Annotated in this window: 17 protein-coding genes; 13 read left to right on the plus strand and 4 right to left on the minus strand. The window is 43.1% G+C overall.

Features of this window, described 5'->3' with window-relative positions:
• From AC4E96_RS11810 to AC4E96_RS11820, 3 genes are all read left to right on the plus strand, one after another.
• The coding region (locus AC4E96_RS11810) for an asparagine synthase-related protein (protein ID WP_490255954.1) at window positions 1–384 on the plus strand (384 nt) is incomplete at its 5' end.
• Between the two features lie 122 nt (window positions 385–506).
• Window positions 507–1,397 carry a LysR family transcriptional regulator gene (locus tag AC4E96_RS11815; protein ID WP_488034014.1) on the plus strand — a complete coding sequence of 297 codons (891 nt, stop codon included), beginning with the start codon at window positions 507–509 and terminating at the stop codon, window positions 1,395–1,397.
• A gap of 304 nt (window positions 1,398–1,701) precedes the next feature.
• Window positions 1,702–3,033, plus strand: a complete 1,332-nt coding sequence (locus AC4E96_RS11820; RefSeq protein ID WP_490255955.1) for an OmpP1/FadL family transporter — start codon at window positions 1,702–1,704, stop codon at window positions 3,031–3,033.
• Window positions 3,034–3,134: 101 nt separating this feature from the next.
• Here AC4E96_RS11820 and katG read toward each other — a convergent pair whose 3' ends face one another.
• Window positions 3,135–5,405 (minus strand): catalase/peroxidase HPI, encoded by a 2,271-nt coding sequence (gene katG / locus AC4E96_RS11825; RefSeq protein WP_490255956.1) that lies wholly within the window; start codon window positions 5,403–5,405, stop codon window positions 3,135–3,137.
• Between the two features lie 195 nt (window positions 5,406–5,600).
• Complete coding sequence (locus tag AC4E96_RS11830) at window positions 5,601–6,587, minus strand: patatin-like phospholipase family protein (RefSeq protein WP_490255957.1); 987 nt, start codon at window positions 6,585–6,587, stop codon at window positions 5,601–5,603.
• A gap of 316 nt (window positions 6,588–6,903) precedes the next feature.
• On the opposite strand from AC4E96_RS11830, the gene AC4E96_RS11835 reads away from it, so the two are divergent.
• Together AC4E96_RS11835 and AC4E96_RS11840 are read left to right on the plus strand one after the other, a co-directional pair.
• Window positions 6,904–8,673: a M1 family metallopeptidase gene (locus tag AC4E96_RS11835; RefSeq protein ID WP_490255958.1), complete on the plus strand. Its 1,770-nt coding sequence runs from the start codon at window positions 6,904–6,906 to the stop codon at window positions 8,671–8,673.
• A gap of 82 nt (window positions 8,674–8,755) precedes the next feature.
• Window positions 8,756–9,166 (plus strand): MAPEG family protein, encoded by a 411-nt coding sequence (locus tag AC4E96_RS11840; protein WP_488034009.1) that lies wholly within the window; start codon window positions 8,756–8,758, stop codon window positions 9,164–9,166.
• Here the strand turns inward: AC4E96_RS11840 and AC4E96_RS11845 are convergent.
• Window positions 9,137–10,237 carry a CNNM domain-containing protein gene (locus AC4E96_RS11845; RefSeq protein ID WP_488034008.1) on the minus strand — a complete coding sequence of 367 codons (1,101 nt, stop codon included), beginning with the start codon at window positions 10,235–10,237 and terminating at the stop codon, window positions 9,137–9,139. The genes AC4E96_RS11840 and AC4E96_RS11845 overlap by 30 nt on opposite strands.
• Window positions 10,238–10,388: 151 nt before the next feature.
• Window positions 10,389–11,573 (minus strand): acetyl-CoA C-acyltransferase, encoded by a 1,185-nt coding sequence (locus AC4E96_RS11850; protein ID WP_488034007.1) that lies wholly within the window; start codon window positions 11,571–11,573, stop codon window positions 10,389–10,391.
• 249 nt (window positions 11,574–11,822) lie between these two features.
• Here AC4E96_RS11850 and AC4E96_RS11855 point away from each other — a divergent pair, with 249 nt between their 5' ends.
• From AC4E96_RS11855 to AC4E96_RS11890, 8 genes are all read left to right on the plus strand, one after another.
• On the plus strand, window positions 11,823–12,227 hold the full coding sequence (locus tag AC4E96_RS11855; RefSeq protein WP_488034006.1) for a MerR family transcriptional regulator: 405 nt from the start codon (window positions 11,823–11,825) through the stop codon (window positions 12,225–12,227).
• Between the two features lie 64 nt (window positions 12,228–12,291).
• Window positions 12,292–13,461, plus strand: a complete 1,170-nt coding sequence (locus AC4E96_RS11860) for an isovaleryl-CoA dehydrogenase (RefSeq protein ID WP_490255959.1) — start codon at window positions 12,292–12,294, stop codon at window positions 13,459–13,461.
• Window positions 13,462–13,566: 105 nt separating this feature from the next.
• Window positions 13,567–15,174, plus strand: coding sequence for a carboxyl transferase domain-containing protein (locus AC4E96_RS11865; protein WP_490255960.1), 1,608 nt, complete (start codon window positions 13,567–13,569; stop codon window positions 15,172–15,174).
• Window positions 15,175–15,190: 16 nt separating this feature from the next.
• A complete protein-coding gene (locus AC4E96_RS11870) occupies window positions 15,191–16,033 on the plus strand; it encodes an enoyl-CoA hydratase/isomerase family protein (RefSeq protein ID WP_490255961.1) in 843 nt (280 codons plus the stop codon).
• A gap of 31 nt (window positions 16,034–16,064) precedes the next feature.
• Window positions 16,065–18,065, plus strand: a complete 2,001-nt coding sequence (locus AC4E96_RS11875) for an acetyl/propionyl/methylcrotonyl-CoA carboxylase subunit alpha (protein ID WP_490255969.1) — start codon at window positions 16,065–16,067, stop codon at window positions 18,063–18,065.
• Between the two features lie 156 nt (window positions 18,066–18,221).
• Window positions 18,222–19,136 carry a hydroxymethylglutaryl-CoA lyase gene (locus AC4E96_RS11880; protein WP_490255962.1) on the plus strand — a complete coding sequence of 305 codons (915 nt, stop codon included), beginning with the start codon at window positions 18,222–18,224 and terminating at the stop codon, window positions 19,134–19,136.
• 215 nt (window positions 19,137–19,351) lie between these two features.
• Window positions 19,352–19,870, plus strand: a complete 519-nt coding sequence (locus AC4E96_RS11885; RefSeq protein WP_490255963.1) for a lipocalin family protein — start codon at window positions 19,352–19,354, stop codon at window positions 19,868–19,870.
• A gap of 176 nt (window positions 19,871–20,046) precedes the next feature.
• Window positions 20,047–20,385: a nuclear transport factor 2-like protein gene (locus AC4E96_RS11890; protein WP_488034222.1), complete on the plus strand. Its 339-nt coding sequence runs from the start codon at window positions 20,047–20,049 to the stop codon at window positions 20,383–20,385.

Raw genomic sequence — 20,385 nt, forward strand, 5'->3', positions numbered from 1 at the left:
GTTCGAGAAGCGTTTAAAGATTACCTTCCGGAAGATGTATTATGGCGCCAAAAAGAACAATTCTCTGACGGCGTGGGCTACAACTGGATTGACTCATTGGTGGCTTTGGCTGAAGAGCAGATCACTGATCAACAAATGGCAAGTGCCGAGTATCGATTCCCACACAATACACCTGATACAAAGGAAGGTTATTTTTATCGCACGATCTTTGAGCAACACTTCCCGCTAGACTCAGCGGCGGAATGTGTGCCTGGTGGTAAATCTGTTGCTTGTTCAACGCCAGAGGCATTGGCTTGGGATGCCAAGTTCAGTGCCAATGCCGACCCGTCGGGCCGTGCTATGTTTGACGTACATGAGCAAGGTTATAGCGACAAATCAAACTAACCTAACATTTAGTTTCTCTGCAATTCGTATAGCCCAAGGCAAACGCTAATTAAAATTGGCGTTTGCTTTTTTGCTTGTATTTCACCGCTTTTAAAAATCATATACCGAACTATATTTTAACTATGATAGACGTCACCGAAATCCACATAGTACAAGTTGTCAGTGAATTAGGCAGCATTAGCAAAGCCGCTGAGCAATTGCATATTTCACAGCCAACACTCAGCAAAAAGATCAGCCGTCTCGAACAAAAGCTAAACATGGCGCTGTTTTATCGCGACCCGATTGGCATGGTTCCGACGGATGCCGCCAAGTTACTAATCAACAAAGGCCATCATCTTACTTCACAACTAGCACAGCTGGAGCGTGAGCTAGCACTTATGGCCAACTTACAAGGTGGAATGATTTCAGTGGGAGTTGGTCCAATTGTGGAACAAGACATTTTACCCAAAGTACTATTGGACTTTGTCGAGCAGCAATATAGCTTCAAGATATCGACGGTGACCATGTCATCGGAGGCTTTATTGGAGAATCTCCAAAATGGTCGATTAGACGTCGCGATTGGTACCTTTGGTGAAGAAGACGTTCCTGCTAATGTGTTGGCGCCACTTAAATACAGTAACCGTTTTGTCGGAGTGGTCAGAAAAGACCATCAACTGAGCAACCGCAAAAAAGTCCACCTTCAAGAACTCATGGAATACAAAAACATCTCTCCTAGTATTCCCAAAAACCTTAGCTTTAAAGCCTCGTTATTAATGCAAGACAGAGACTTCTCCCCTTCTATTGCTTGTGAAAGTTATGACATCGCCAAGCGTGTAGTACTGAATTCAGATTACGTAACCTCAGGCCCAGAAGTATTGTTCCGCAATGAGTTTTTATCCGGCCAGTTAGTCAAACTAGAATTAGAATCGGATTTAATTTGGGAATGTCGTTGTTTGGTCAAGCCTGAGCATAGTTTAGCGCCAGCCATACAAGAGGTCATTGCACTTTTTGCTCAATACATGGAACAAGCTTAGCTATAACCGGCCAAGTAAACGGGCTAAGCCATAATTAACTGAGCTAGCCCGCTTGGATAACTCGCTAAGCTTACTGGCTTAGTCAACCGGCTTAGCACACCAGCCCAACCTTAACTTTTAATCAAATTAGCATTGATTTCTCGATTTTTAACCACTTTTAGCACCTTTATTAACCCATGTATAACTTTTGTTGTTAGGGGTGGTAAAGAATCACTATTACTCAAGCGTTCCGCCCTACTTTAAGATCACGCTCATAAATCGCATCACCCTATTTAGGCTTGTTTTTCAAAGGATTTTGAAAGTGATGTTTAATATCAACACGATTCTTACAGGTAACAAAACAACAATGAAATCTATCAATCGCCCGACTAAGTCAATCATCGCATTGTCAGTAAGCGCAATATTTATGGCAGATTCAGCCATGGCTGCTGGCTTCTACTTAAACGAACACAGTGCAAATGGCTTGGGCCGTGCGTTTGCAGGTCAGGCGGCTGTTGCTGAAAACGCAACCGTTCTTTACTCAAACCCAGCTGCAATCACGGCATTTGATAAAGAAAACCTAAGTCTATTTGTTAGCTATGTTGATCCAGGTATCGACTCTACAGGCGAAGTAACCTTGACTAACCAAGGTCAAACAATGACGTTAGATGCGTCTCAAGAAACGGTTGCTGGAAGTGCAATTATTCCTGCGGCCTTTTATGTTGCACCTATCACAGACAAACTTTCAGCTGGATACGGTCTATTTAGTAACTACGGCTTAGCGTCTGATTACGACGATAACTTCAATGCATTACATTTTTCTGACCGTGCTGAAATCAAATCGGTAAACTTTAACTCAGCTATTGCATATAAAGTGTCAAACGAATTGAGTTTAGGTCTTGGCTTCAATGTTGTTCACAGTGAAGCAGAGCTAGGTACAACTGTTCCTGGCGTTATCTCTCAAGCCGTTGGTGGTATAGTGCCAGCTGGTGCAAAGATTGCTCAAGTGAAAGGTGACGACTGGTCTTTCGGTTGGAACCTTGGTGTTCATTGGTCACCGATTGAATCAACTCAGGTTGGCTTTAGCTACCGCTCAGAAGTAGACCTTACGCTTTCTGGTGAAATGAAGTCAGATGTAGTTGCAGCGTACAACCAAGATGGTTCTGTTGATATTGATCTACCAGCAGTTGCAGAATTAGCAGTCAACCACGATTTAAACGAACAGCTGTCAATTCAGGCAAGCATTAACTGGTTTGGTTGGAGTAGCTTTGACGTATTAGAAGCAAACTTAGAAAACGGCTTAGACGTGTTATTAAAAGAAGAAAACTTCAAAAACGCACGTAAATACAGTGTTGGTGCGACATACGTACTAGACAATACATGGACAGTTCGCGCCGGTTTTGCGTTTGACGAAGGTGCAGTTTCTGATGAACACCGCAGCCTGAGCATCCCAGATACTGACCGTCGCTGGTTCAGTGCTGGTACAACATACACACTTAACGAAAGCCTAACCCTTGACGCTGGTGTAGTTAAAGTTCTGGGTAAAGAAGCGGGCGTTGAAGAGCAAACGGCATTTGGCCCACTTTCTTCAACGGTTCAAGCAACCCAAGATGCATCTGCGACTATTCTAAGTGCACAGCTTAACTGGATGTTTTAATACATCGATTTAAATACTCTATTTAAATACTTCTACTTAAATAAAAAAGCGACGCTCTCTTCTGAGGCGTCGCTTTTTAGTTTTTGAACTAGCCTAATTTGTTATTTAAGGTCAAATCGGTCTAACTGCATTACTTTGACCCACGCTTCCACAAAGTCTTCAATAAAACGTTGTTTTGACGTGTCAAAGGCATACACCTCTGCCACAGCTCGCAACTCTGATGACGAACCAAAGATAAGATCTACTGGTGTCGCAGTGTATTTCACTTCACCTGTTTTACGGTCTACACCTTCATAAACCTCGCCCGCTTTTTGCCACTTAGTCGACATATCAAGTAAGTTAACGAAGTAGTCGTTGCTCAATGCACCAGGGTTATCGGTAAATACACCGTGATTACTGCCATCTGCATTCGCTCCTAATGCACGCATACCACCTAACAATACTGTCATTTCTGGAACAGTCAGTGCTAATTGGTCTGCCTTGTCGATCAGTGCTTGAGTCGGAGACTTGTAATAGCCTTTTTCGTAATAGTTTCGGAATGCATCAGCTTGTGGAGTCAGCATAGAGAAAGAATTAACGTCTGTTTGCTCTTGAGTTGCATCACCACGGCCAGGAACAAAAGGTACAGTTACATTCTTATAGCCCGCGTCTTTTGCTGCTTTTTCGATTGCAGCTGCTCCACCAAGAACGATGAGGTCAGACAAAGACACATTTTTACTGCTAAAGAATGAATCATTAAAGTCTTTCTGGATTTCTTTTAGAACACCAACGACTTTTTCAACCTCCGCAGGATTGTTCACTGCCCAATCCTTTTGAGGAGCAAGTGCGATACGTGCACCGTTTGCACCACCGCGCATATCAGAATCACGATAAGAAGATGCTGCGCCCCACGCTACGCGAACCAATTCTTGTACGGTTAGCCCAGACTCTAAGATATCAGACTTAAGATCTTTGATATCTTCGTCAGTGATAAGTTTATAATCTGGTTTTTCAATTGGATCTTGCCAGATATGAGCTTGTTTAGGTACTTCCTCACCAATGTAGTTATCAATAGGTCCCATGTCTCGGTGAGTCAACTTGAACCAAGCCTTAGCAAACGCCAAGCGATAAGCTTCTGGGTCTTTTAAGAATCGTTCTGCAATCTTGCGATACTCTGGGTCGAACTTAAACGCCATATCTGCAGTTGTCATCACAGGTGGATTGAACTTGCCTTTGATATGAGCGTCAGGAACGACTTTTTGCATTGATTCATCAGTCGGAATCCACTGTTTTGCGCCGGCAGGGCTTGTTGTCAGTTTCCACTCAAAGTTTAATAGGTTCGCTAAATATAACGACGTCCATCGAGTCGGAGCTTGTGTCCATGCACCTTCTAAACCACTTGTAACGGTATCTTCTGAGTGACCTTTACCGCATTTATTCTTCCAACCTAAACCTTGCTGTTCAATAGGTGCTGCGCCTGGCTCACCTTCTAAGCAATCCGCAGGTTTGTGCGCGCCGTGCATTTTACCAAAAGTATGGCCACCGGCTGTTAAAGCAAGCGTTTCTTCATCGTTCATTGCCATACGAGCAAATGATTCACGAATATTCTTTGCAGAGCCAAGTGGATCTGGTTTGCCGCCTGGACCTTCTGGGTTAACGTAAATTAAACCCATGTGAACCGCAGCTAGAGGTTTTTTCAGCTTACCGTCTTTTTCACGACGATCGCTTGCTAGCATTTCAACTTCTGGTCCCCAATAAACCATATCCGGTTCCCAGTCGTCATCACGACCGGCAGCAAAACCATAAGTTTTAAAGCCCATGTTCTCTAACGCAACATTGCCCGCTAGTACTATCAAATCACCCCAAGAGATGTGTTCACCGTATTTTTGCTTAACAGGCCATAACAAGCGACGCGCTTTGTCTAGGTTTCCGTTATCCGGCCAGCTATTAAGCGGGTCAAAACGTTGTTGACCTCCACCAGCACCGCCGCGTCCATCAAGAGTTCGGTACGTACCTGCAGCATGCCATGTCATACGAATAAAAAACGGGCCATAGTTACCCCAGTCCGCTGGCCACCAATCTTGTGAGTCTGTTAGTACTGTATTGATGTCATTTTTGAGCTGTTGATAGTCCAACTCAGCGAACGCTTTTTTATAATCAAAGTCTTCACCTAGAGGGTTAGAACGTGCATCGTGGTCACGTAATGGAGAAAGGTCAATTTGATCTGGCCACCAAAAAAGATTTGGCTTTGCTTGATTAGCAACGACATGACCACTACCGACAGCACCTTTGGGCTTACTGATTTTTGCTTCTTCAGCAAGAACGGCACTTGAAAAAGCAAATGCCATGGCACTTGCCAGTAATGATGTTTTGAATAGTTTATTTTTGTTCATTTTTTGATCCTAAGAGTCAAAGTTGTTTCGACCCTTAGAATTATAAAAAGACTTTTTATTTTGGATATTTAGATAAACTGAAGTATGTATTCAGTTTTTTAGAATGTAATTTAAATCTGTGAATTAAAGGTAACAAGCAGAGCGAAGTGATGTTTTGGCCAAGCACTTAATTGACTCAGGTAACATCACTTTTTGCTAAAAAAGGGTTTCACGGTTCTCTAAAAACTTCTTGCCCACTTCAAAGCCCATTTTATAATCGGCAATTAAGTCTTCTGCCGTACTACCTAGTAACTTACTTCTCAAAGGTTGTGGTGGATATATCTCAACCACACTGAAGTCTTTAGGTGGCTTCTCGATAAATCGCTGCGCTTGGGCGTAGGAAGACTCGTGCGCATCTAACCATGATAATGTTCTTGGATACCAATTGGTTTTGTTGAATACAGGTCTGGCTCGACCAATAAACTGAGTAATTGGGCTATCAGCTGTCTTTGATGTGCGAATCACAATCGCTTTTTGTGCGCCAAGTTGGTACGCCTCTCTCACTGGTACGGGTGCGGTGACACCGCCGTCTATATAGGCCTTACCACGAACTCTTACACCGGGACGATATAACAATGGTATTGCACTCGACGCTTTGAGGCTTTTAATCCAGCCTGTTTTTGTCGGGTCTAGTAATTTTGTTTCAATGGTTTCGAGACTTGTCGTGGCAAATCTCAGTTTTCGGCGTTTTGCATTTTCTCGCGCCGTAGAAAGATCTAATTGATAAGTTGGAGACTTTACTTGTTTGAAATACCAGTCAAGGTTTAGAGCGTTACCTGTTAGACCAGACATCAAACTAAAAAACCGTTCATCCATCGTAAGGTGTGAAATCGCAGAGTAGGCATAACCCGTTTGGCCGCTAATATAACTCGCCAAGTTTTGCGCGCCTGCGCTCGTGCCTACCAAAATATGAAAAGGGTTGAATCGCTCAACGAGCCAACTATCAAGAACACCAGCGGTAAATACACCTCTTTGACCGCCTCCTTCAGCGACCAAGGCTAAGCCTGATTTAATCTCTCCAAAATCTAGAGCAGGTCGTTTATCAGCTTTAGGTTCAACCGATGCTAAGATTTCCTCCACCATCGGCTCCGGCAATTCGGCTTTTTTAATCGTTTCACAGTGAAAACCGCTTTGCGCATTCATGTCCTTTCCCCTTATTGAAAGTTGAGTTAGTTGAAAGTCCAAAAAACCGTATGTCTAATAAGACATAGGTATCATTGGCATAAATTTCAAGGCCCAAGCCTTAATTACCGTCAACGTGACGACATTGATAAGGTAACTCACTACCAAATTCAGTTAAATTGAATAAAATCACACTTTGTAATCAATTTTTGTGAACCACCTGTAAAAGAACACTAAATACATCAAAATGTGTTATCTTTTGAGCAGTTAATTCTTTACTCAGCGAGCTGTCTTTGCTCGTTTTAGATAATTAATACATTCAAAAAGGAAGTGAATCGTGACTCCAAAGCGACTTAAGATAATAAGTACGATTTGTTTAGCCAGTAGCATTAACCTCTTGTCAGGTTGTGCATCAAGTGAAGGCGACGAACGTGCAAGCCTAATGTCAAAAGACAAGTCGACCACAAGTATTTATACGTTAAAAAGTGGTGGCCACCTGCCCGAGCGCCAAAAGGGCTTGTCAATTACTAAAGCAGATTTGAGCTTTACGATTCTTCCAGATCACCAAGCAATTATTGGTGACGCAACGCTTACTTTTAATACCGTCAAACCAATAAACGAACTTTCCGTTGATTTGGATCGAATTTTCACGATCAACAGTATCGAAGTCGATGGCCTGAGACTGAGTGAGTCTCAATATGAAAACGATCTTGGAGAATTGATCCTACGACTAAATACCGAAAAAACAGGTAAATTCACAGTACAAATCAAATATGACGGTAAACCTCGAACAGCAATAAGAGCCCCATGGGACGGTGGCTTTGACTGGAAACGAACTGAGTCTGGTCAACATTGGATTGCAACGGCAGTACAAGGCGAAGGCTGCGATTTGTTTTGGCCATGCATAGACCAACCTTTTGGTGAGATCCCCGAAATGGATATCCATATTACGGTTCCAAGTAACTTAGTTGCCGCATCTAACGGTGTTCTTGTTAATACAAAACAAAACGGCGACTCAACAACTTATCACTGGCAAACCAAAAACCTTCACAATACTTACGCAATTGCACTAAATATCGGGCCTTATGATGTCATTGAAGACACATACCAAAGCTTTTATGGCAATAAGGTGCCCGTGCAGTTTTTCCACCTGAAAGAAAACGCCGATAAAGCGCAAATTCTGTTTTCAGAAATCAAACCTATGGTGGAGTTTTTTGAACGAGTGATTGGCCCTTACCCATTTTCGTCCGAAAAAATTGGTGTAGCAGAAACGCCTCACTTGGGAATGGAACACCAAACGATCAATGCTTATGGTAACCAATATCGTAAAGACGAACTCGGCTATGACTGGTTGTTACACCACGAGTTTGCTCATGAGTGGTTTGGTAATCAGGTAACTAATAACGACTGGGATCACATGTGGTTGCACGAAGGATTTGGCAGTTATATGCAGCCTTTGTATACACAATATTTGCACGGTGACATGGCTTACAAATCACACCTACAAAAACAGCGATTAGGCTTGATCAACAAATACCCACTTGTTCAAAACAAATCCGTCGCCGTGGAAGAAGTTTATGACAGCGAAACAGGACCGGGCAATGACATTTATGCCAAAGGTTCGCTTATCCTTCATACGCTTAGAACTCTGATTGGTGATGACGCTTTTTTTGCGTCTATTCGACAGCTTGTTTATGGCACTGCAACGCCAAAACCTGGTAACTTTAAGCCTCGCTTTAGTGACACCGCAGAGTTTATTGCAATTGTAAATCAACAGACAGGCAAAAACCTCCAGTGGTTTTTTGATGTATATGTGTATCAAGCGGCACTACCTGAGTTAGTGATGGAGCGAACTGACTCGTCGATGAAATTTGAATGGAAAATCGAAAACCAAAAGCCGTTTCCTATGCCTCTAGAAGTCAGCATAAATGGTGAAGTTAAAACGTACGACATGAGTTCGCCTATCGAAATGGATGTGCACCCAACGGATATTGTTATCGTTGATCCGCAATCGAAAATATTAAAACATCGTCAACATATTAATGATTACCAACAATATCTAAAACAACAGCGCGAAAAGTGGATGCAACAACAACCGAGTAATTAAGCCATTGCGTCATAACAAAAAAGGGGTATTCTCCCCTTTTTTATTAATCTAATAATTACAATTAAGTCTCAGGAGAAGTATTTTGTTTTACCCAATGTTTGCCATGTTCATGTTAATTTTTATTGTCGGCATAGTGACTGCCCGTGCGCGCTTTGGCCATGTTCGCCAAAAGAAAATAAACCCTAAGTATTTTCTTTTATTCCAAGGTGATGACATTCCAGAGGAAATCTTAAAAACCGGCCGTAACTTCAGTAACCAATTTGAAATTCCGGTACTGTTTTTTGTGGTAAGTCTTTTGTACTTAGTGATGGGATTTGAAAGTATTGTGGGTTTGGTTGCCGCTTGGACATTCATCTTCTTTAGAGCAGTACACGCATATATTCACATTACCAGTAACAACTTAATTCGTCGTATGCAGACTTTCTGGTTAGGCTTTATATGCGTGTTAGTGATGTGGATTGACCTATTCGTCCTTGTTTGGCTCAACAACTAAGGTTGAGTCATTCTCATCATTGTCATCTGAAATAAAGTGGCCATCTTCATCAAAAAGGTGTTGCCACTTTTTTAATACCTCAGGATGTGCCTGATTACTATTGTCCTTCTCATCAAAGATATGAACCTGCAACAACGTCTCTAACAAGTCTTCTAACGTCACAATGCCTTGTACATCGCCATATTCATCAATGACTAAGCTGATGTGTAAACGCTGCTGTAGCATGTTGGTAAATAACGCAGGCAATGACATATTTTCTGATACGACATAAAGCGGCTTTAATAGCTTTGATACTTTAAAGTTCGAGTCCAAACGCGCGTTTGCCAGCATAATGTCACTCTTCAATACAAAACCAATGATGTCATCTGGATCTTCATTGAAAACCAACACTCGTGAAAAAGACACCGAGCCATGTTGCTTACCATATTCCTCAACAGTCATGTCCTTTTGTACTTTGAAAAGGCGGTTACGAGGTGTCATGACTTTACGTAGTGGGATATGTCTAAACTGTAGAAGACCTTGAATAATTTCAGATTCTTGTTCTTGCAACGCCCCGACTTGAGAACCAAACATCGCCATGGCTTCAATTTCTGAACGGACGTATTTAGCGTCGTCTTGCTTTTTACTGAACAATAAAGTGATTTTGTCAGACAACCAAACGAACGGACGAAGTAAATTCACCATCCACACTAAAATTAGTGAAACAGATGGCGCCAATGTACGCCAGTGGTTAGCACCTAGTGTCTTTGGAATGATTTCAGAGAACACTAAGACCAATAAAGTCATGATTGCTGATGCGATACCAACAGCAGTATCACCCCAAATTGCTGCTGCCTGTGCACCAACACCTGCGGCACCTGCTGTGTGAGCAATGGTGTTTAAACTCAAAATAGCAGCTAATGGTTGGTCGACTCTCGATTTTAAGCCGTCAATTCGAGCGCTCACCTTTTCATTTTCATCCGCTAACGCTCTTACATAACTCGGTGTGATGCTGAGTAAAACCGCTTCCAAGATTGAACACAAAAAGGAGATGCCAATAGCGAGGAAGATATATACAAACAGTAGTGTCATTAGTTTTTATTAGTCCAAAATAATCCAATAAAAAAGGCTGCAATTTAAGCAGCCTTTTAAAAGCTTATAACCTCATTGTAAGGGCTAAAAGCGGAGTTTCAATATTCTTTTTGTAACGATTGTTTATAACACCGTCAATTAGGTAACAAACCTACAGCATTTCTACTGTAATTGCGGTTGCTTCACCACCACCGATACACAATGACGCTAGACCTTTTTTCAGGCCTTTGTTCTTCAATGCGTGCAATAAAGTAACGATAATACGCGCTCCAGATGCACCTAGTGGGTGACCTAACGCACATGCACCGCCATGAACGTTGACTTTGTCAGATGGTAAATCCATCTCACGCATCGCAGCCATGGTTACCATTGCAAAAGCTTCATTGATCTCAAAAAGGTCGACATCTTTGCTTGTCCAACCCGCTTTTTCTAACGCCGACTCCATCGCGCCAATAGGTGCAGTAGTGAACTTCTCTGGCTCAATTGAATTAGTCGCGTGACTCATCACTTTTGCAAGAGGTGTCAGGCCGCGCTTTTCAGCTTCAGACTGTTTCATCATCACTAATGCTGCCGCACCGTCACTGATAGACGATGAGTTTGCGGCCGTAATAGTGCCATCTTTAGCAAATGCTGGACGAAGTGTTGGAATTTTGTCTAAACGCGCACTACCCGGCTGCTCATCAACCTTAACGGTTACATCACCTTTGCGAGTTGAATACGTCACTGGAGCGATTTCATTGTCAAAACGACCGCTTGCAATCGCTTCTTGAGCACGAGTTAAAGAACGAATCGCATATTCATCAAGTGACTCACGAGTAAACTCAAATTCGTTCGCTGTTTCTTGGGCAAAGCAACCCATCGCTTTACCTTGGTAAGCGTCTTCTAAACCATCTAAAAACATGTGATCCATGGTTTTTTGATGACCCATACGCATTCCGCCACGTGCATTTGGTAGCATGTAAGGTGCATTCGTCATACTCTCAAAACCACCGACAACAGCAACATCAATTGAACCAGCTTGGATAAAGTCGCTGGCCATCATCGCCGCTTTCATGCCAGAGCCACATACTTTGTTGATTGTGGTTGCACCAGCCGCTAGTTTAACGCCAGCTTTAATCGCAGCTTGTCTTGCTGGAGCTTGGCCCAAACCGGCTGGCAATACACAGCCCATGATCACTTCATCGACGTCATTACCTGTTAAACCAGCGGTTTCAATCGCTGATTGAATCGCTACTGCACCTAATTCTGGCGCAGATACATTTGCTAATGAACCTTGGAATCCACCTAACGGTGTGCGTTTTGCTGATACGATAACCACTGGGTCTTGATTTGACATTTCATAACCTCTTTATTTTTTATTTGTGATGGATAGTACGTGCCAAATCTCAGTTTGCCAATTATCCATAAGGCCCACTCCCTCACAACTTTTCAAAAAGACTGGCACAAAAAATTTACATTTTTAGTTTTGGTAGACCTTTTTAACTGGTCGGATGGGTTAATTGACAACCAGGTTACAGTTTACGTAAACGTCAACTTATCCTACACTGCCAATAGCTAAAAATATAAACATAATTCGAGAACAAACATGACCGCTTCAGTTGTAGACAAAGCGTTGGCTACTCAAACATATACAATTGGTGAACTCGCCAAAGAGTTTGATATCACCACCAGAAGCATCCGCTTTTACGAGTCGGAAGGACTTTTGTCACCCGAGCGTTCAGGTCAAAACCGTATATACCGCCCAAAAGACAGAACTCGATTAAAACTTATTTTAAGAGGCAAGCGTCTTGGGTTCTCATTGCAAGAAACCAAAACCATCTTCGAGCTGTACGACAATGAAGATACAGAAGAAAAACAACTTAAAATCATGCTTGAGCTCATCAAAGAAAAAAAACAAAAGCTCGAGCAACAACAAAGAGATATTGCTGAAGTTTTGACAGACTTATCCGAATTAGAACGGGGCTGTAAAGACTCATTAGCCAATTTATAACAACGAAAAATAGTCAAATAAATCAAATTAAATAATCAAATATCAACAGAATAAGAGAGACATCATGATTAGCTCATTTTCATCATTAAACTTTAACCTTGGCGAAACCGTGGACATGATCCGCGACACAGTAAATGCATTTGCTCGTGACGAAATTGCGCCACGCGCCGAGCAAATTGATATCGACAACGAATTCCCACGTGACTTATGGCGTAAATTTGGCGACTTGGGTCTACTTGGCCTGACGGTAGAAGAAGAATACGGCGGTTCGGGAATGGGTTATTTAGAGCACGTTGTTGCGATGCAAGAGATCAGCCGAGCTTCAGCATCAGTTGGCCTTAGCTATGGCGCTATGTCTAATCTTTGCTTAAATCAGCTTCGCAAGAACGGTACTCACGAGCAAAAGCTAAAATACTTACCAAAACTTTGTAGCGGTGAGCACGTTGGTGCGCTAGCGATGTCTGAGCCAAACGCTGGTTCTGATGTTGTAAGCATGAAACTTCGCGCTGAGAAAAAAGGCGACAAGTATATTCTTAACGGCAACAAAATGTGGATCACGAACGGCCCAGATGCAGACGTTTATGTTATCTACGCCAAAACTGACGTAACTGCAGGTTCAAAAGGCATCACTGCATTCATCGTTGAGCGTGATTACCCAGGTTTCTCTCGCCATCAAAAGCTAGACAAGTTAGGTATGCGTGGTTCAAACACGTGTGAATTAGTATTTGAAGACTGTGAAGTACCAGCTGAAAACATTTTAGGTGTAGAGAACAAAGGTGTTCGCGTATTGATGTCTGGTCTTGATTACGAGCGTGTTGTTTTATCTGGTGGTCCACTAGGTATTATGGATGCATGTATGGACGTTGTGGTTCCTTATATCCACGACCGTAAGCAGTTTGGCCAATCAATCGGTGAATTCCAGTTGGTTCAGGGCAAAATCGCCGACATGTACACTCAAATGCAAGCAGCCAAGTCATACGTTTATGCTGTAGCTCAAGCTTGTGACCGCGGTGAAACAACGCGTAAAGACGCCGCTGCCGTTATCCTATATTCAGCAGAATTAGCTACCAAAATGGCATTAGATGCAATCCAATTACTTGGCGGTAACGGTTACATCAATGAATTCCCTACAGGTCGTTTGTTACGTGACGCTAAGTTATACGAAATTGGTGCAGGTACTTCTGAAATCCGCCGCATGCTTATCGGCCGTGAACTATTCAGCGAATCTAAGTAATACAATCACAAAAGAGGTGCCTAGCACCTCTTTTTCAGTTTGTGACTAGAATCAAAGTTCACAGAATCGTATATCAACAGTACAAATCAATTATAAGAGCAAGACATGGCAAAAATAACAACGAAAGTGAATGCTCGTTCAGAAGAGTTTTTGGATAAACAAGCCGCAATGCAAGCGGTGGTTGATGAGCTTCAACAAAATGTCGAAAAAATTAAACAAGGTGGTGGCGAAAAATCGAGAAGCCGTCATGAATCGCGTGGCAAACTATTCGTCCGTGACCGCATCGAAAAGCTAATCGACCCAGGCTCACCATTTTTAGAAGTCGGTCAGTTTGCCGCATTTGACGTTTACGAAGACAACGTCCCTTGTGCGGGTGTAGTCGCTGGTGTTGGCCGAGTATCTGGTGTCGAATGTATGATCATCGGTAATGACGCTACGGTAAAAGGCGGTACTTACTACCCTCTTACGGTTAAAAAACACTTACGTGCGCAAGAAATCGCTGAGCGCTGTCACCTTCCATGTATTTATTTAGTTGACTCTGGTGGCGCAAATTTACCTCAGCAAGACGATGTATTCCCTGATAAAAACCACTTTGGTCGAATCTTCTTTAATCAAGCCAACATGTCAGCAAAAGGCATTCCGCAAATAGCAGTCGTAATGGGCCTATGTACGGCAGGTGGTGCCTACGTTCCAGCAATGGCTGACGAAAGTATTATCGTTAAAGAGCAAGGCACGATTTTCTTAGCCGGTCCACCACTAGTAAAAGCAGCGACAGGTGAAGAAGTATCAGCTGAAGAGCTTGGTGGTGCTGACGTACACTGTAAAATCTCAGGTGTTGCCGATCATTACGCCCAAAACGATGAACACGCCTTGCAAATCGCACGTCAAAGCATCGCTCGCTTAAACAAAAACAAAAACGTGCAAATGGATATCAAGAAACCAGTTGACCCGCTTTATGACCCGAAAGAGTTATACGGCATCGTTGGTACTGACCTTAAAAAGCCATTTGATGTTAAAGAAGTGATTGCCCGTATTGTTGACGGCTCTGACTTCGACGAATTCAAACAGCATTACGGCTCTACGTTAGTGTGTGGTTTTGCTCGTATCTTTGGTTATCCAGTTGGTATCGTTGCGAACAACGGCATCCTATTCTCTGAGTCTGCTGAAAAAGGTGCTCACTTCATCGAACTTTGTGCACAGCGCAAGATTCCACTGCTGTTTTTACAAAACATTACTGGCTTTATGGTTGGTAAAAAGTACGAACACCAGGGTATCGCCAAACACGGTGCCAAAATGGTTATGGCCGTTTCTTGTGCCAAAGTACCTAAATACACAGTCCTAATTGGCGGATCTTACGGTGCTGGTAACTACGGTATGTGTGGCCGAGCTTATGACCCAACCATGATGTGGATGTGGCCAAACGCCCGTATCTCAGTAATGGGTGGTGAACAAGCCGCTGGCGTAATGGCGCAAGTCACTAAAGACGGTATGGCTCGTAAAGGCAAAACTTGGACAGAACAAGAAGAAGCCGACTTTAAAAAGCCGATTGCGGATCAATATGAGCGTCAAGGTCATCCTTATTACGCATCAGGTCGCCTGTGGGATGATGGTATTATCGACCCAGCTCAAACACGTATGACCGTTGGCTTGGCGTTATCTGCGTCATTAAATGCACCTATTGAAGACACCAAGTTTGGTGTGTTCAGAATGTAATTGGAGTGCATTAATTATGTCAGATTTAGTTCCTAACCAAGCCATCACCAAAGGTAACGTCATCCTAAAAATGGATGACAGAGGTGTTGCCACGGTCACTATTGACCGCCCAGACAAGCACAACGCCTTTGACGATACTGTTATTGCCGATTTAACCGAGTTGTTTAACGTAGTGGCGTCATCCAATAACGCTCGTGTATTAGTTTTACAGTCTAACGGTAAAAACTTCAGTGCAGGCGCCGACTTAGGTTGGATGAAACGCATGGCGGCTTACAGCTATGAAGAAAACCTAAAAGACGCAGAAGCGCTCGCAGAAATGTTACGCGTTCTTAACTTTATGCCGATTCCAACAATCGCACGAGTGCAAGGTGCCGCATTTGGTGGTGCTGTTGGTCTTGTTGCTTGTTGTGATATGGCGGTTGCGTCAGACCGCGCAAGCTTCTGTCTAAGTGAAGTTAAACTAGGCTTAATTCCTGCGACGATTAGCCCTTATGTCGTTGACGCAATAGGCGCAAGAGCGAGCCGTCGTTTGTTCCAAACGGCAGAGCGTTTCTCAGCAGAATTAGCACAGCAACTCAATTTGGTCAGCGTTATCTCGTCTCTTGAACAACTTGACGCTGAAGTAGAAGTGCTAATTGGCGCTTTGTTAGCAAATGGACCTGTTGCGATGGCTGAAGCTAAGCAACTGGTATTTGATGTCCAAAACAAACCTATCGAGGCCAACCTAATCAAACAGACCAGCGAGCGTATCGCCGCGATTCGAGTTTCTGATGAGGGCCAAGAAGGGTTAAGCGCGTTTTTTGAAAAACGCAGTGCAAGCTGGGTCAGTGAACAAGAGCCAGCGCAAAAGGACAGCTAATATGAAGAATAACACTATGCAATCACTAAAAATGTTTAAAAAGATTTTGATCGCGAACCGTGGTGAAATTGCCTGTCGCGTTATCGAAACCGCTCACAAGATGGGCATTCGCTGCGTCGCTGTTTATTCAGAAGCAGACGCAAACTCTCGCCATGTGACTATGGCCGATGAAGCCTTTTTAATTGGTCCAGCGCCGAGTAAAGACTCATACTTAAAATACGAAACCATCATTGAAGTCGCTAAAAAATCTGGCGCAGAAGCGATTCACCCGGGTTACGGTTTCTTATCTGAAAACGCCCTTTTTGCCCAAGCTTGTAAGGACAATGACATTGTCTTTATTGGTCCGCCAATTGGCGCAATCGAAGCCATGGGCTCAAAAAGTGCTGCAAAAGAAATCATGGAAAAAGCCAAGGTTCCTTTAGTTCCTGGTTATCACGGCGAAGAACAAGACGAAGCGTTCCTAAAAGCAGAGGCAGATAAAATTGGTTACCCTATGCTTCTTAAAGCCGCGTACGGTGGTGGTGGTAAAGGGATGCGTATTGTTGAATCTGCAAGCGAATTCAGCGACGCGTTAGCCTCTGCCAAACGTGAAGCCATCAATGGCTTTGGTAACGACAAAATGCTACTTGAGCGCTACTTAACCAAGCCTCGCCATGTTGAGATTCAAGTTTTTTGTGACCAACAAGGCAATGGTATCTACCTAGCCGAGCGTGACTGTTCGATTCAGCGTCGTCACCAAAAAGTCATCGAAGAAGCGCCAGCACCAGGCTTACCTGATGATATTCGCAAAGCAATGGGTGAAGCAGCGGTTCGTGCTGCCCAAGCGATTGATTATGAAGGTGCCGGTACCGTTGAGTTCTTGTATGACGAAGACGGCTCTTTCTACTTCATGGAAATGAATACGCGTCTACAGGTAGAGCACCCAGTAACAGAAATGATCACAGGCCAAGACTTAGTTCAATGGCAGCTACAAATTGCCGCTGGTCAGCCACTGCCTATGTCACAAGAAGACGTCACCGTTGAAGGTCATGCTTTTGAAGTTCGTATTTACGCTGAAGACCCAGACAATGACTTCTTACCAGCGACAGGTCACTTACATTACTTGCGTCAGCCTGAACAAACTCGTCACGTTCGTGTCGATACAGGTGTTCGCCAAAATGATGAAGTATCGACGTTCTACGATCCAATGATCGCAAAGCTTATCGTTTGGGACGAAAACCGTGACCGTGCATTACAACGCATGTTGCGTGCACTTGATGACTACCGCATTGCTGGTGTTACGACTAACCTAAGCTTCTTATCAAGCTTGTTAGAACACCCTTCATTTGCCAAAGTCGACTTAGATACTAACTTCATCGAAAAACATCACGATGACTTGTTTAAGTCTAGCCACCAGCAAAACGAACAAGCGTTAGTATTGGCTACTCTTAACTTGCTGCTTTCGAGCACACAGGACAGCCATGACAATGCCGAAAATTCTAACGACCCATTCTCACCTTGGCACGCATTCGCAGGCTGGCGTGTCAATGAGCCTCAGCAGTTCTCTGTTCGTCTAACGGATGAAAACGATGTTGCACATGAAGTCAGTGTTGAGCAAACGGCTGACGGTTTTGATGTCAATGTCGATGGTTCGGTTATTAAAGCACACGGTGAACTTAACGGAGATGTACTCGTTGCATCAATCGACGGTCACCGCGTTCGCGTCACGATTGCTGACTATGAAGGTAAGATCACTGTCTTTAATAAGCAGTTTGTGACTACCTTTACTCGTGACTTACCAACAGATTATCTTAACCAAGAATTGGAAGGTACGGGCGGTTTAACAGCGCCAATGAACGGCACCTTAGTTGATGTATTAGTCAAAAAAGGCGATGTCGTTAAAGCCAATCAAAACCTTATCATCATGGAAGCGATGAAGATGGAATACACCATCAAAGCGCCTAAAGATGGTGTGGTGACTGAGGTTTATTACAGCGCAGGTGATTTGGTCGAAGATGGCGCCGAATTAGTTGCGGTGGATTTTAAAGAATAAGCGCTTTGTCAGCTTTTCATAAAAAGCCGATGCTTACAAAGTCAGTATTTAACATACCGAACTACAATTACATCGGTCTCAATTAATATTGATCGTTAACAGAATGAGGGCACATCGCCCTCTTCTTTTATTGACGAAATAATAAAGGAAAAAACAATGACAATTGTAATGAGTGAACGCTTCCCTAGTCAGGTAAAAATTGTCGAAGTTGGGCCGCGAGACGGTTTGCAAAACGAAGTCCCTGTCTCTATCGAAGACAAAGTAAAACTAATCAACAATCTGTCTCATACAGGCTTAAAGGTGGTTGAAGCTGGTTCGTTTGTATCGCCCAAATGGGTGCCACAAATGGCAGGTTCTGTGGAGATCTATTCGATGATAGATCAGCAAGAAGGCATCAGTTACCCTGCCCTTACGCCTAACATGAAAGGCTATGAGGCTGCTGTCGCTGCGGGCGTAAAAGAAGTCGCTATTTTTGGTGCAGCCAGTGAAGCTTTTAGCCAGAAAAACATTAATTGCTCAATTGAAGAAAGCTTAGCTCGTTTTGAGCCAATCATGGAGCGCGCAAAAGCCGATGGCATCAAAGTCAGAGGTTATGTTTCTTGTGTACTAGGTTGTCCATACGAAGGCGATATCGCGGTAGAGAAAGTCGTTGAGGTAGCAAGAACGCTTTATGACATGGGTTGTTATGAGATTTCACTTGGTGACACTATTGGTGTTGGTACACCAGAGAAAGCCAAACTCATGTTAGCGTCGGTGGCCCAAGCAGTACCGATTGAAAAACTTGCGGTTCATTTTCACGATACCTACGGTCAAGCCATCGCCAACATTTATGCCTGTTTAGAACTGGGGGTGAGCGTTATTGACTCAGCCGTTGCTGGTTTAGGCGGTTGTCCTTACGCAAAAGGTGCATCGGGCAACGTAGCAACTGAAGACGTTGTCTATATGCTAAATGGTCTTGGCATCGAACATGGTGTCGATATCAATAAATTAGCCCTTGCAGGTCAAGAAATCTGTAAAGCCCTTGGCAAACCAGGCAACTCTAAAGTCGCGGCTGCGATACTTGCTAAATAGAGTTGAGTAGTAGAGCTTGGGTCTCCAAGCGAAACCCAAGCATATTATAAAAAACTATTGCTCTGACACTCAGGAATAGATTTGTTGGGGCATGACATTTTAAAATTATAATGCCTATTTAAAATGTGATTACCAAGGCCTTCTAAATATTTGCAAGTAATCTCTCATTTATTTGATAAACTTCAACTACCTACTGAATTTTTTGAAACGTAACTATGATGAAATGGTTCTCTCTTCTTTTTGTTTTTTGTCTCAGTGCCTGCACAGGAATGCCTGAAAAAGTCACACCAGTAAAAGACTTCGAGTTAAACCGTTATTTGGGTACTTGGTACGAAGTCGCTCGTCTAGATCACTCATTTGAGCGTGGGCTTGAGCAAATAACAGCCACCTATTCCTTGCGTGAGGACGGAGGCGTTAAAGTTATCAACAAAGGCTTCGATACTGAGAAAAAAGAGTGGCGTGAAGCCATTGGTAAGGCTTATTTTGTCGGTGATGAAAACGTGGCACATCTCAAAGTATCGTTTTTTGGTCCGTTTTATGGCTCTTACATTGTGTTTGACTTAGACAAAGAAAACTATCAATACGCAATGATTTCTGGCCCAGATACTGACTACCTGTGGTTGTTGGCCCGCACGCCAGAAGTTAGTGACGAACTTATCGAGAAATTCAAAAAGTTAGCAAGTGAAAAAGGCTTTGATACAACTCAATTGATATTTGTTGACCACACTTCTTAAATACCGATACAGTCGGTAATTAAGGTTGCGTGGTTTCGCATTTGCCAACATCTGAACGAGTAAATGGGTGAGTTGGCGATCTATTAAATTAGCAATGGGTTATATTACCGAGGGTGTTTAGCATCCGACGCTGGCATGCTCTGTTAGTGATTGTTTTATTTTACAAAGGACTGGGAATGAATAACTCTGAAAAGTTTGTACATTATTTACAAAGCTACCAAAACAAAGATATAGAAACCGTGTCTAACATGTTTGCGGAGGAGATTCATTTAAGAGACTGGAAAATCTCCGTAAGAGGTAAAGAAATTGCAGTTTCTGAAACTCAGAAAAACTTTCAAAACGCCGCCAGCTTAGACATCGAAATATTAAACATCATGGAAAGCGACAATTGTGTTTCCGGCGAGTTAAAAATAGTCGTGAACAACGAGGAAGTGTTGTTTGTTGTCGACGTAATCACTTTTAATGAGCAAGGCCTTATTTCCTCTATTCGAGCTTATCTTGGTAGAGGTGATTGA

The organism is Psychrosphaera sp., from assembly GCF_982872775.1.

Coding starts and splice junctions, on each gene's coding strand:
- AC4E96_RS11815 (WP_488034014.1), top strand. CDS start 507: ATGATAGACGTCACCGAAATCCACATAGTACAAGTTGTCAGTGAATTA.
- AC4E96_RS11820 (WP_490255955.1), top strand. CDS start 1,702: ATGTTTAATATCAACACGATTCTTACAGGTAACAAAACAACAATGAAA.
- katG (WP_490255956.1), bottom strand. CDS start 5,405: ATGAACAAAAATAAACTATTCAAAACATCATTACTGGCAAGTGCCATG.
- AC4E96_RS11830 (WP_490255957.1), bottom strand. CDS start 6,587: ATGAATGCGCAAAGCGGTTTTCACTGTGAAACGATTAAAAAAGCCGAA.
- AC4E96_RS11845 (WP_488034008.1), bottom strand. CDS start 10,237: ATGACACTACTGTTTGTATATATCTTCCTCGCTATTGGCATCTCCTTT.
- AC4E96_RS11850 (WP_488034007.1), bottom strand. CDS start 11,573: ATGTCAAATCAAGACCCAGTGGTTATCGTATCAGCAAAACGCACACCG.
- AC4E96_RS11855 (WP_488034006.1), top strand. CDS start 11,823: ATGACCGCTTCAGTTGTAGACAAAGCGTTGGCTACTCAAACATATACA.
- AC4E96_RS11860 (WP_490255959.1), top strand. CDS start 12,292: ATGATTAGCTCATTTTCATCATTAAACTTTAACCTTGGCGAAACCGTG.
- AC4E96_RS11865 (WP_490255960.1), top strand. CDS start 13,567: ATGGCAAAAATAACAACGAAAGTGAATGCTCGTTCAGAAGAGTTTTTG.
- AC4E96_RS11870 (WP_490255961.1), top strand. CDS start 15,191: ATGTCAGATTTAGTTCCTAACCAAGCCATCACCAAAGGTAACGTCATC.
- AC4E96_RS11875 (WP_490255969.1), top strand. CDS start 16,065: ATGTTTAAAAAGATTTTGATCGCGAACCGTGGTGAAATTGCCTGTCGC.
- AC4E96_RS11880 (WP_490255962.1), top strand. CDS start 18,222: ATGACAATTGTAATGAGTGAACGCTTCCCTAGTCAGGTAAAAATTGTC.
- AC4E96_RS11885 (WP_490255963.1), top strand. CDS start 19,352: ATGATGAAATGGTTCTCTCTTCTTTTTGTTTTTTGTCTCAGTGCCTGC.
- AC4E96_RS11890 (WP_488034222.1), top strand. CDS start 20,047: ATGAATAACTCTGAAAAGTTTGTACATTATTTACAAAGCTACCAAAAC.